At 47.0% G+C, this 11,008-nt stretch carries 15 protein-coding genes; 5 read left to right on the plus strand and 10 right to left on the minus strand.

What is annotated here, in order from left to right; all coding sequences use genetic code 11:
• Window positions 1–412: 412 nt before the first annotated feature.
• Window positions 413–1,036, minus strand: a complete 624-nt coding sequence (locus QUA54_RS32515; protein WP_333418964.1) for a DedA family protein — start codon at window positions 1,034–1,036, stop codon at window positions 413–415.
• Window positions 1,037–1,186: 150 nt separating this feature from the next.
• Window positions 1,187–1,351 (minus strand): hypothetical protein, encoded by a 165-nt coding sequence (locus QUA54_RS32520; protein ID WP_333203611.1) that lies wholly within the window; start codon window positions 1,349–1,351, stop codon window positions 1,187–1,189.
• 33 nt (window positions 1,352–1,384) lie between these two features.
• Here QUA54_RS32520 and QUA54_RS32525 point away from each other — a divergent pair, with 33 nt between their 5' ends.
• Window positions 1,385–1,729: an STAS domain-containing protein gene (locus QUA54_RS32525; protein ID WP_333193425.1), complete on the plus strand. Its 345-nt coding sequence runs from the start codon at window positions 1,385–1,387 to the stop codon at window positions 1,727–1,729.
• Between the two features lie 51 nt (window positions 1,730–1,780).
• On the opposite strand, the gene QUA54_RS32530 is transcribed toward QUA54_RS32525, so the two are convergent.
• The 7 genes from QUA54_RS32530 to psbN all read right to left on the minus strand — a co-directional run bounded on the left by QUA54_RS32530 (window position 1,781) and on the right by psbN (window position 8,719).
• Entirely contained in the window at window positions 1,781–2,431 is a 651-nt protein-coding gene (locus QUA54_RS32530) for a hypothetical protein (protein WP_333418967.1), read from the minus strand.
• Window positions 2,424–2,978: an Npun_F5560 family protein gene (locus QUA54_RS32535; protein WP_172189697.1), complete on the minus strand. Its 555-nt coding sequence runs from the start codon at window positions 2,976–2,978 to the stop codon at window positions 2,424–2,426. The genes QUA54_RS32530 and QUA54_RS32535 overlap by 8 nt, the downstream gene beginning before the upstream one ends.
• A 268-nt stretch (window positions 2,979–3,246) precedes the next feature.
• Entirely contained in the window at window positions 3,247–3,840 is a 594-nt protein-coding gene (locus QUA54_RS32540) for a class II aldolase/adducin family protein (protein ID WP_333418973.1), read from the minus strand.
• 868 nt (window positions 3,841–4,708) lie between these two features.
• Entirely contained in the window at window positions 4,709–5,704 is a 996-nt protein-coding gene (locus QUA54_RS32545) for a hypothetical protein (RefSeq protein WP_333418969.1), read from the minus strand.
• Window positions 5,705–6,265: 561 nt separating this feature from the next.
• Window positions 6,266–7,177: an MBL fold metallo-hydrolase gene (locus QUA54_RS32550; RefSeq protein WP_333163148.1), complete on the minus strand. Its 912-nt coding sequence runs from the start codon at window positions 7,175–7,177 to the stop codon at window positions 6,266–6,268.
• A gap of 1 nt (window position 7,178) precedes the next feature.
• A complete protein-coding gene (gene aroC, locus QUA54_RS32555; RefSeq protein ID WP_333193433.1) occupies window positions 7,179–8,279 on the minus strand; it encodes a chorismate synthase in 1,101 nt (366 codons plus the stop codon).
• A 308-nt stretch (window positions 8,280–8,587) separates the two neighbouring features.
• The gene (psbN, locus tag QUA54_RS32560; protein WP_333193435.1) at window positions 8,588–8,719 is read right to left on the minus strand and encodes a photosystem II reaction center protein PsbN; all 132 of its coding nucleotides are present in this window, start codon (window positions 8,717–8,719) and stop codon (window positions 8,588–8,590) included.
• Between the two features lie 352 nt (window positions 8,720–9,071).
• Here psbN and psbH point away from each other — a divergent pair, with 352 nt between their 5' ends.
• The 4 genes from psbH to QUA54_RS32580 all read left to right on the plus strand — a co-directional run bounded on the left by psbH (window position 9,072) and on the right by QUA54_RS32580 (window position 10,613).
• Window positions 9,072–9,275, plus strand: coding sequence for a photosystem II reaction center phosphoprotein PsbH (psbH, locus tag QUA54_RS32565; RefSeq protein WP_172189685.1), 204 nt, complete (start codon window positions 9,072–9,074; stop codon window positions 9,273–9,275).
• A 151-nt stretch (window positions 9,276–9,426) separates the two neighbouring features.
• Window positions 9,427–9,687, plus strand: coding sequence for a TatA/E family twin arginine-targeting protein translocase (locus QUA54_RS32570; protein WP_172189683.1), 261 nt, complete (start codon window positions 9,427–9,429; stop codon window positions 9,685–9,687).
• Window positions 9,688–10,350, plus strand: coding sequence for an aminoacyl-tRNA hydrolase (gene pth, locus QUA54_RS32575; RefSeq protein WP_172189681.1), 663 nt, complete (start codon window positions 9,688–9,690; stop codon window positions 10,348–10,350).
• Window positions 10,347–10,613 (plus strand): DUF3146 family protein, encoded by a 267-nt coding sequence (locus QUA54_RS32580; RefSeq protein WP_332958583.1) that lies wholly within the window; start codon window positions 10,347–10,349, stop codon window positions 10,611–10,613. Before pth ends, QUA54_RS32580 begins: the two co-directional genes overlap by 4 nt.
• An 81-nt stretch (window positions 10,614–10,694) precedes the next feature.
• Here QUA54_RS32580 and QUA54_RS32585 read toward each other — a convergent pair whose 3' ends face one another.
• Complete coding sequence (locus QUA54_RS32585) at window positions 10,695–10,997, minus strand: hypothetical protein (RefSeq protein WP_333418972.1); 303 nt, start codon at window positions 10,995–10,997, stop codon at window positions 10,695–10,697.
• Window positions 10,998–11,008: the final 11 nt, after the last annotated feature.

The raw sequence follows: 11,008 nt of genomic DNA on the forward strand, positions 1-11,008 counted from the left end.
GATGCACCTTACTTGCTCTCCATTTTTGGACACCATACCTAATTTACCACTATTTGAGCCTTAACTGAACCGTATTGCTTTATATGATGTTATGTTAATTACTAATAAAACTGCTTGGTAGTAAGGGGTTTAGTCCTTATTGACTAATAGTTTCCCGATCCAGGACAGCAGTTCTCACTACAAACTTAATTATTTTTAGAACAGAAGTTCTCACTACAAACTTAATTATTTTTAGAACAGAAGTTCTCGCTACAAACTTGATTATTTTGAAGACAGAAGTCCTGACTTATTAATAGGCGAGCGGCAATAATTAGACTTTTTGCAAAAATAGATAATATGTGCGTTCATTTGCGTTCATCTGCGGTTAAAAACAGAAAATCCAGAAGTCTTGCAAAAAGTCTAACCACCAATCTTACTTAGTCTTGTCCAAATTCCGCGACTCCAACCACATAGGAATTGCAATCCAAGCAACTGCTAACAGCAATGCAAATACCGCAAATTGAGCCGCCCAAGCTACCAACTTCTCCAAAGACACAACTTGTCCCAAGAAGTAGGATAAACTTACCATTACAGATGCCCAACTGGCAGCACCCAGAATGTTGAACAGAGAAAATTTCCAAAAAGGCATTTCTGCAATACCCGCTAGGGGACTAGCAAAAATTCGCAGCAGTGCAATGAAACGGCCCAAAAAAACAGCTTTAGCTGCATTTTGGCTAAACTGTTCTTTTAAGTCAAACAGTTGTTCTTCCCGAAAGCGGAAAAATTTTCCCAGATTCAGCAGCAGCGGCCAGCCGCCGTACCTGCCGATCGCATAACCAAGGTTTCCGCCCACAGTCGCACCCGCGATCGCACTGCCGAGTACATACCAGTAATTCAGTTCCCCGCTGCCAGCTAAAAACCCGCCAGCAATCGTAATTGTCTCCCCTGGAAGAGGAACTCCCAAATTTTCCAGCAGAATTCCCAGAAATACTGCCCAGTAGCCGTAATCGCGCGCCAACTGCTGAATAGTCTCTAACGATAAAAACTCAAAAGACATTCGATACTGCCTTCGTAAACTTTTGCAAAGCTCAATACATTTATATATTGGCTCGATTCAGGCAATAGTGCAATCTTTCGCTGTGATGAAGAACACACTAAACTCGCGATCGCTCGCTAACCTAACAATTAGCCTTCCAGGCATAATAAATTAATATAGAATTGATGCGGTTGCCTTCCGCGCGATCGCTAGCCAGTTTCCTGCTAAATTTATCGCAACGGCTATCCCCACCGATTCCCACAAGGGCGATCGCCCTTCCTCCAACATACGCTGAAATCCCCTGATTCTTTCAACAGAATCAGCAACTGAACTCACTTATTCATACTTTACAATCCTAGGATAACTGCTATGGAATTTCCCAACTTCAACCAACCCATCATCCTCCAGCCTCAAAACTGCCTCGACTCCCAAGCAGGCAGCCTCCTCCAGCAACAGCTAGCAGAAATTGCGCCCGATCGCCATAAACTTTGGGTAATTGACATGGCCGACGTAGATTTCATCGACAGTTCCGGGATCTGCGCCTTAGTCGGCGGACTCAACGCCGCCCGCCACCGGGGATGTCGCTTCGTCATCTGCAACCTCTCAGCAACAGTCCGGCTAATATTTGAAATTACTCAACTCGACCAACTCTTTGAAATCTTCGACAGTTTCGACCAAGTTATCTCCGCTGAAACTCCGGCTCTAGTTGCTTGATTAAAACGATCTCCCAAGATCAAATCTCAAATCTCAACTTTCCCATTGACTTCAAATAACCGCAGAGCAAATTTTTATATCATAGATAGGCTTATTTGTCAAGCAATACCAATGACAGACAAATAAATCCGGTACTTGAATGCCGACAGAAGCGATCGCAGGTGCAGCCGGAAAAGGCCAAAGTCGATCGAAACAAATCCTTTCCCCTACGAACCCGAACTGCATCAAATAAGTAGCCGGTGGCGCATTTAAAAGATTCAGCAAGCGGTAAGCCAACTCATAAAGTTCCTGCCGCCAAAGATCCGACAAATGCACCGGTTGAGAGTAACTCAACTCGCCAGAGTGCTTGTCAGCTTCCGCACCGATCGCCTCAGCATAGAGTGGGCCCTTTGGCGTCAACACCACAGGCAGCCAAAAATTGCCATCGCCGACGGGTACTTGCAACTCCTGGGACACTCGATCGCGCGCCGCCCAAATATTGCTACAAAATCGAAACACGTCCCGACCCGGAAAAACCAGATGGGACGGCAGATCCAGCGTCAAAGGACAAACGATCGCCCCGCCCGGAGCGATCGCGCCAGAATTGAGTTCCGAAACCCCACAGATATTGACTTCTGTTAAATGATTAGATTTAGCGATCGTCCGCAACAGAGCTTCCGCCGGGCCTTTGTGGGCATCCGCCACAATCAAAACCTTAGACATTGCCAAAGCTCGGCATTTGAATGCCCCGATCGTCCTCAGCATCCACGCTCGGAAGATCCAGACCCTTAGCCTTGCGGCTCCGCACAGCGAGACGGTAAGTTACGCTTTGCAACTCAGTGTGCAACTGGCGGTTTTCCTTTTGCAGCTGATCCAATTTTTCCTTAATTGGCTCGATCCGTTCGGCAAACTTCTGGCGGTAAACCCCCGGCAATTCCTGAACCACCTGTTCTAACATCCGAGAACGATCCGTCAATTCCTGCACCGACTGCCGCAGTTGGTAAACCTCAGCATCCCGCTCCGCGATTTGTTCCTGATAAAAACTCACCTGTTCTTCAACAGCTTGCAGTTGTTCCCGCATAGCCTGCATTTGAGCTTGGTGGCGATCGGAAACCTCCGGCGCCGGCACAAAACTCGAATTTCCCTTCACCAGCCTGAAAAGTTCTTGAGACAACTGCTGCACCAATTGGTCGCGCATTTGCAGCTCTTCGGTGAGACGAGATACCTCTGATTGCAGTTCTTTTGAGCTTACAAGTTTAGTTTGATTCACGATGACTCTCAGCTTTTGCTATATAGTTTGTTTCTCTTTAAAAATATCTTTCCCTTACCGCAGAGGCAAGAGGCAGTTTAAAAGTTTGGAACCCGTGAGGCTAGATCGATCGATCGGCTAGAGGTCAAGGGTAAAGCTCAGTTTAACTCACATCAGGCACCCACGTCATCACTTTAGTTTCTTGCCACAGACCCACCTAAAATCCTAGATTTTTTGTCAATAAACCAGGTTTCTGAGCTTTTTATGAGAACAGTTCAAGATATCACGTCTAACCTATCGCAGCAGAAAGCACTTTGCCAGCTTCGTCCAAGGTGCTGCCAAAACAGATAATTCCGTCCTCGTGACCGGCCATCGCCAGAATTTTGCGCTCCGCCAAATTCTCCTCCTCAAAAAGTCTAGACATTTCTAAGGCCATTTGGGGAGTGCCGTAAGGTATTTCTTTTCTAGAAGTAGGAATCTTAAACAGCAGTTGCTGCCACAGCTTAGGATTGTGGACGTGAATTATGCCGCCCACATCCTGTCTCTGAAGGTACAGGGCCCCGTGAGTCAGTGACTCCGACGAAGCTGGTACGGGGCCCCGGCAGCCGAGGAAATTTTGTTCTAAGTTAAATTCGGTAACAGTGCAGTAGGATTCTGGCCCCAGAGTCCTCAAGTGTGCAGTCTGGGTTCCCGAAATCACGAATTGGCAAGAATTGCCGAGCCTGACGCTGACGTTCCCAAACCCTATGCCATTTTCGTAGACGCCAATTAATCCCCAAGAGTGGAGCCGATCGCGCCAGTCCATCAAATCTGCTATGTTCCGGGCAGCTACAGGGTCTGCCTCTTCCCAGTCACAGCGGTACTTAACGACTCCTTCATCCATCCATTTTCCTGCCAGAGCAAGCACGACAGACACGACCCAAGCTGAGACTTAATCTAACTTTTCAAACAGCTTTTTTTTGCCTGCTGCCTTCTGTCTCGGTCTATTAGTGCCTTAACAGGTCTACATTCCAGTGTCGCCGTAATTAGCAACCGACATTAGCAAAAAGTAAGCTACGACAAAAGAACAAATTATTCCAAAAATCATGGTTTTGCCTCTAGGTGATTACAAAAGTTCAAAATGAAAACGTAGGATTTCTGTAGGGGAGTGTGATTTCAGGCTCTTGCCTCATGAAGTTTCTGATGTGAAACTACATAACTTCCCTCAACAAGTAATGGATCTAGACTAAAGCATTTATACGGAGGTGATACACGTCCTAAGAGATATTTAACCACAAATTAGCGCTCGATCCGCTAACGCAGGTAAAAAACAACCGTAAATTTACTGATTCTTTATAATTACACATATATTTAAGCGAGAGCAACACAAAAATAAAATATTTTTTAGACAGTCTTGATTTTTTAGAAAGTCTTGGACGCAACTGGCAGAATCTTAGGGCGATCTAGGGTCGTCAACACCTTTGTCGATCGAGCAATTTTGAACCCTGATGCACCCTACAAGCTCAGAAACCGGGTTGACGATCGTAATATCATGTCCGGTACAATCACCGCAATTAAGCTCGGGTCGGCGGGTTCACCAAAATCTGTAGTAGTAGTATAAGTTATAGATTCAGTAAACCCGCGCCGACCGAGACCGGGATGGTCGATCGACCGAAGTTGATATAAGTCCTATTAACAAAAAAACAAGCCGATCGAGCAGTGACGGCCCAATCGGCTAAAGTCTTCTGTGGAGCGCGATCGCCCGCAGCCCTTTAAATGTGGAAGTGATACAAGATGCTGCCGTCGTCTTTAATTTCGCAATTGGCATTAAAGACTTCAGCTTGTTGGTTCAAAAAACGCTGAGCCACATCCGGCGACAGCCGCGTTTCCATCGCAAACCGCACCAGAGTGATTTCGCCGCGGCCTTCTTTGATCAGTCGGTACAAAGCACTTTGGAGCCTTTCGCTCTCTTCTCGCTGAAAAGCTGCTTTGTACCTCCAATCGGCCACCGAAGGAATCAAACCCCGGCTGACCAAAATCGCCAACAGCAAGCCAATTCCCAAAATCAGAGGCACTGTCGGATCGCTCGTGGGCGTCGCCACAATTTGCGGCACTGTAGCGGCGGCGAAACTGCTGACCATTTCTTTTTCCGAGGCTTGCGTATCCGCCATTGCAAGCTGAGTTTTGTTGTAAAAGTCTTGCTGCAGCTTCATTTGCTGCAACAGGCGAGCGCGCTCTCTTTCGTATTGGTCGAGTTTTTGCTGAGCTTGTTTCAGGTCTTGAGTGACTTGTGCCAAGCGTTGGTTGAGCGACTGATTGACTGATTGCCACCGATATCTGTTAATCAGGCGGCTTTTTTCAACCATGCCCTTCATCAACATATCCGCCGTTTGGATTGCTTGCTCCCGATCGAGCGAGCGATACCCAACAACAATCTCTAGGGGTTGTTCCGGCTTAGAAATTTTGACACTAGCATTTTGTCGAACTTGCTGGGGCGACAGCTTAACTGCATCTGCCACTGCTTTGACAACATTATCTGCCAGCAGAACCTCTGGGGTTAGTTGCTCTCCCTGTTTGAGAATTGTCGTGCCCGTGCTCGAAAATTTGACTGGCGGATTATTAGAAGTGAGAGTGCCTTGAGCCATGAATCCGGGGAGCGGGGCGAGGCGGTAGGCCAGGGCGCCTGAAATACCCATAATTACAGCAAAACTGCCTAAGGCAATCCATCTGTATTGATGTGCTGAAGATCTAAAACGTAAATTTCCCATTTTGATAGTCAAGTCATAACATTCGCTTGCCGGAGCTACTGCCAAACCCAAGAACGATCGTTTCTTTCTGGTTAGTTAAATTGACTGCTGAAAATTTTTTCAGTTTGTACCTAAAAGCTATTAGCTTTTGACAGTTGTCAATATTCACGATCCGAAAAAACCGATCGACCTTTTACTCGATCAGAGCTATAACTTCTGTTTTTGTCCTTAATAATTAATCTGTAACAAGGCTTCTGGAAGTCTACTGGCATCAGACTAGCACTCAGGCGTGCGAGCTCCTCGCCTCGCCGTGTTTGTTGACATTCAAAACTGTCTCCTTTTCACCCTTGGGAATCCTCCAATTATCTTACGTCTTGGCGTCTGGCGGACGCGGTTGAACAATAAAAAAAACCTTAAATACTTTGCCTAAAAACTTAACAAGCAAGAATTATACCATGCAGTTAAGAGTTTGCCGCAAATTAAAAAAAATTGTGGCTCTGGTCTCGCGGCCAGAGCCACATATTCACATAACAATTATGGTTCGATCGGTTGATGGTTCGATCGAGCCCCGGAGGCGAATGTTCAGAAGCCGATCGGCAAAATAAGACCCTCGCGGGCCATGACAGCCTTCGGAAAAGCGATTTGCACGTCTTCGGCGATGCGATCGAGAAAATCGTCTGTGTGAGCCGGATCGTGGTGAAAAATTACCACTCGTTTCACCCGGGCTTCCTTAGCCATTCTCACCGCTTCCTGCCAAGTCGAGTGTCCCCAACCCACCTTGGGAGACTTGGGATTGTGATATTCCTCGTCGGTGTACATCGCATCGTAAATCAGCACATCAGCGTCGAGGGCTAAATTGTAGACATTCTCATCTAGCCGATCGGGAAAATGCTCAGTATCCGAACAGTAAACAACTGATCGTCCCTGCCAAGTCACCCGATATCCCATAGCAGTATTAGGGTGATTCAGAGAACCCGTCCTAATCTCAATATCGTCCAGCATCATCGTCTGGTTGTGATTGAGTTCGTAGAAATTCAAATCTGCCTGCAAACCCATCAGCGGCACCGGCGAATTCGAGTGCAGCACCCGTTCGACAAAGTGCCTTTTCATGCAATCTCCATCCGGCGGAGTCGCCCCGTAAATATCAAAGCTATTGCCTCGGATAAAAGCTGGGGCGAACAGCGGGAACCCTTGAATGTGATCCCAATGATAGTGAGTAAAAAACATATAAGCTTGCACCGGCATTTCTTGCACCAACTGGTCTCCCAGCATCCGCAAGCCAGTTCCGCCGTCAAAAATCAAGCGTTTGCCAGCGACTCGCATTTCCAAACAAGAAGTATTGCCGCCGTAGCGAACAGTTTCCTGTCCGGGTGTCGGAACACTGCCCCGCACGCCCCAAAACTGTACTACAAAATCATCTATACCTTTTATTGATTCGGAGGGTTGAGGGCAATCAACGGGAGTTGCCGCTACTGAGGACAAGCTGATTTCCATTTTAAAATTCAGACTTTAAGGTTCCACATTGTCCGTGATGGCGCAGCAGGTGGTCGCACAACACTAAAGCTACCATCGCTTCCACCATTGGCACAGCTCTCGGCAAAACGCAAGGGTCGTGCCGCCCTTTGGCAGCCAGCAGCGTTTCTTCGCCTTCTCGGGTAACTGTGCGCTGCTGCTGGCGAATTGTCGCAGTTGGCTTGAATGCCGCCCGCAAAATGATATTTTCGCCGTTAGCAATACCGCCCTGAATTCCACCGGAGCGATTCGTGACTGTACGAATTACACCCTTGTCATCAGTATAGTATTCATCATTGTGTTCGCTGCCCTTGAGCAGAGTCCCGGCAAAGCCCGAACCAATTTCAAAGCCTTTGCTGGCCGGCAACGACATGATGGCTTTGGCCAAATCGGCTTCGAGTTTGTCGAATACCGGCATTCCCAAGCCTTTGGGTACGTTGCGGGCGACGCATTCGACTACACCGCCGATCGAATCTCCGCTGTCACGAACTTTTTCGATCAGTTCAATCATTCTTTCGGCGCATTCGGCATCTGGACAGCGGACTATATTGCTTTCTACTTGTTCTAAGGTAACAGTGTCCGGGTCGGCGACACATTCTAAGTCTTTGATGCGTTTGACGTAGCCGACTATTTCGACTCCTGCTGCTTGTTTGAGAATTTTTTTAGCGATCGCGCCTGCTGCTACTCTACCAATTGTCTCTCTAGCCGAACTTCGACCTCCGCCTTGCCAGTTACGAATTCCGTACTTGGCATCGTAGGTAGCGTCAGCGTGGGAAGGGCGGTAGGTAGTCGCCATTTCGCCGTAATCTTGGGGGCGAGTGTCTTGATTGCGGACTAAAATTGCGATCGGCGTCCCCAAAGTTTTGCCTTCAAACACCCCCGACAGAATTTCGCAGGTATCTGCTTCTTTGCGGGGCGTGGTAATTTTGCTTTGGCCGGGGCGGCGGCGATCGAGTTCGGCTTGAATTTCCGATGCGTCGATCGACACCAGGGGCGGGCAACCGTCAATTACTACTCCCACACCGCCGCCGTGAGATTCCCCAAATGTCGATATCCGAAATAAATGCCCAAAGGTATTGCCCATTATGCTTTTGCCTGAAACTTGATAAATTTTACTTTAACTGGAAGATAGATTTCTTAAATATAGATTTAGTGTGTTTTTGAAGAAAATAGCATTGGCTGGGAGAGTCAGAGAGAAGTTTTGTAGGGGCGATGCCAAGAGTGCTTGCCCCCGATGGAGAGTGGGGTAGGGGGATAATTGTGAAAATATTCCCTCTTCCGAATTCCCTCCGACTTCTTCCCTCTTTTTATCCTGAGCGAAGCCGAAGGGCTTTCTTCCTTCCATCCGTTACAAAATCCGTTACAAAATCCGTTGCCGAACTTCCTTCTTCTTTAATCTTCGTGTTCATCAAAAGGATCTCTCAATTCCTTAGAGGGAGGGCCGAAAGCCGTGTATATCGAGAAACCGGTGATTGCCACCAGACACACACCGAGAGAAATGCCGAGAACTGCTGCGGGTTCCATATTTTTGATCGATTATGAGTGCTCCACTCTATAATATTACAAAAAATAACAATTCGTCTGAAAGTCTAGTGCTTTTAGGCGCGGTACGGTATGGCAGCGAAAAAGGGGAGAGGGCGAGAGGGGGAGATCGTTACTATTGAGAGTTCATTAAACTGTCACGCATTCAAATTATATCTTTTACGGCGAGGTCGAAAAATCCTCAAATCCTCGGACAATCTGCCTGTCTCCAGCTCCCCCACTCCCCCTCCCCCGCTCCGGCTCCCCCAGTCTCCCGCACTTCTGAGAAATTGCGATCGCAATTAGCGGTAGAAATATGTCAAACTTTTCTGTAGAGATTCATTGCAGGTGACTTATGGCACAACGGACTTGGTTAGGAGATATACTCAAACCCCTTAACTCAGAATACGGCAAGGTAGCCCCTGGCTGGGGAACCACGCTATTGATGAGCGTGTTCATTGGACTGTTTTTCGTGTTCTTGTTGATTATTTTGCAAATCTACAACTCTTCGCTGATTCTGGAGAATGTGGATATGGATTGGTCGAGCCTAGGCCGCTAAAAATTGATCGCAAAACAGTAAGGCTAAAAGTAAAAGCTGAGGGTTGAGGAGAAAGGGTAAAAGCTAAGTTTTCCCGTTTTTCCTTACCCTTTCCGATTACTTTTGGCATAAATAAACAAGAAGTAACTAAACAAATTGCAGGAGAAAAACCATGAATATTTTTGGCATTGGTTTGCCGGAAATGGCCGTTATTTTTACGATCGCCCTATTGGTATTCGGGCCGAAAAAATTACCAGAAATCGGCCGGAGTATGGGGAAGGCAATTCGGGGATTTCAAGACGCTTCGCGGGATTTTGAGTCGGAGTTCACCCGGGAAGCCAAGCAGCTAGAAGAAGCAGTAGCAACTAGCAGCAAACCGGAAACTGAAAAACTCGCGGCGGCTACTCCCAAGGAAGATAGCACAGACAGTTAAATGAACAACACTCAGAAGTCGGAAACACCAGCGGAGTTAGTGATTCCCCAGCTAATCGTTGGTTTGGGAAATCCCGAACCTAAATACGATCGCACCCGACACAACATAGGCTTTAATGCTGTCGATGCCTTGGCTAAATCTTGGCAGATTTCCCTGTCGGAAAATCGCAAATTTCAAGGCATATTTGGCGAGGGAAACCGGCCGCGGGGACAGAAAATCCGCTTGCTGAAACCGCTTACTTACATGAATCTGTCGGGTCAATCGATTCGGGCGGCGACGGATTGGTACAAAATACCTGCGGAGTCTGTGTTAGTAGTATACGACGATATGGATTTGCCGATCGGGAAATTGAGAATGAGGCTTGCCGGTTCGGCCGGCGGACACAACGGCATGAAATCGACAATTTCTCATTTGGGCACAGACAAATTTCCCCGCTTGCGGATTGGCATCGGCAAACCTCAAAACGATGCTGCTAAAAATGAGAAAGATACGATTTCTTTCGTTTTAGGAAAATTTTCCTCAGAGGAAAGTCAGTTAGTAGAGAAAGTGCTTAAACTGGTTGTAGAAGCTGTGGAACTGAGTCTGCACCAAGGAGTAGAAAAAGCCATGAGCCTTTACAATAGTCGCACAATTGCAGAAACAAACGCGGAAACAAAAAGGTGAGTTCGAGACGTTTGCCAGAAACAACTGCATATGTCCGGGTTACTGGCCAATCTTGGCAAAAAGGCACGATTGAGGGTGAAGTGACTGCCGGCAATTTTGAGTGGCAGTTTCAGTGGCGTTTCACGTCAGAAAAAACACTGATACTTGAGCCTTCTCAGGGTAGGGCATTGATTCAGGAACCGCTGCACCGTTTTCTGGAAAAATGGGATTATCAATTAGAACCAGGTGGCGATTATTCGTTTACGGTTCGGGCTGAGTTTTAAAATGTTGGTAATGGGAAATGCGGAAAAGGTAATCGGGAATAAAAACTTCCTCTAATAGGATATCCCGATTCCAGTAATTCTTTAAATAATCACGGGAAATGGCTGTAATGGGGAATTGGGAAATGGTAATCGGGAAGGCAAACTTTCTCTAGTAGGAGTTCCCGATTCCAGTAATTCTTTAATTAAAGCAGGTGGCGTCGCTTCTCGGTAAGCCCCGCAATAATACATTGTCAAAACAGCTTTGTAAGCCCAGTGATTGGAAGGTACATCGCTAAAAGGATTGGGCAGGGTTTCAGCCTGATTCTGCACGCAAGCATTGGGGTCTTCTGGGTTTGCGGTGTAAACTGTATAATATATGAACTTTATGCTAGAGGCTAAGCTCATGGATTTTCATC

The organism is Microcoleus sp. MOSTC5 (assembly GCF_036701825.1).
Taxonomy (GTDB): Bacteria; Cyanobacteriota; Cyanobacteriia; order Cyanobacteriales; family Microcoleaceae; genus Microcoleus; species Microcoleus asticus.

What these genes read in the sequence shown, in the direction of transcription:
- QUA54_RS32515 (WP_333418964.1), bottom strand. Translation starts at nt 1,036, where the DNA reads ATGTCTTTTGAGTTTTTATCGTTAGAGACTATTCAGCAGTTGGCGCGC.
- QUA54_RS32525 (WP_333193425.1), top strand. Translation starts at nt 1,385, where the DNA reads ATGGAATTTCCCAACTTCAACCAACCCATCATCCTCCAGCCTCAAAAC.
- QUA54_RS32530 (WP_333418967.1), bottom strand. Translation starts at nt 2,431, where the DNA reads ATGTCTAAGGTTTTGATTGTGGCGGATGCCCACAAAGGCCCGGCGGAA.
- QUA54_RS32540 (WP_333418973.1), bottom strand. Translation starts at nt 3,840, where the DNA reads ATGGATGAAGGAGTCGTTAAGTACCGCTGTGACTGGGAAGAGGCAGAC.
- QUA54_RS32545 (WP_333418969.1), bottom strand. Translation starts at nt 5,704, where the DNA reads ATGGGAAATTTACGTTTTAGATCTTCAGCACATCAATACAGATGGATT.
- QUA54_RS32550 (WP_333163148.1), bottom strand. Translation starts at nt 7,177, where the DNA reads ATGGAAATCAGCTTGTCCTCAGTAGCGGCAACTCCCGTTGATTGCCCT.
- aroC (WP_333193433.1), bottom strand. Translation starts at nt 8,279, where the DNA reads ATGGGCAATACCTTTGGGCATTTATTTCGGATATCGACATTTGGGGAA.
- psbN (WP_333193435.1), bottom strand. Translation starts at nt 8,719, where the DNA reads ATGGAACCCGCAGCAGTTCTCGGCATTTCTCTCGGTGTGTGTCTGGTG.
- psbH (WP_172189685.1), top strand. Translation starts at nt 9,072, where the DNA reads ATGGCACAACGGACTTGGTTAGGAGATATACTCAAACCCCTTAACTCA.
- QUA54_RS32570 (WP_172189683.1), top strand. Translation starts at nt 9,427, where the DNA reads ATGAATATTTTTGGCATTGGTTTGCCGGAAATGGCCGTTATTTTTACG.
- pth (WP_172189681.1), top strand. Translation starts at nt 9,688, where the DNA reads ATGAACAACACTCAGAAGTCGGAAACACCAGCGGAGTTAGTGATTCCC.
- QUA54_RS32585 (WP_333418972.1), bottom strand. Translation starts at nt 10,997, where the DNA reads ATGAGCTTAGCCTCTAGCATAAAGTTCATATATTATACAGTTTACACC.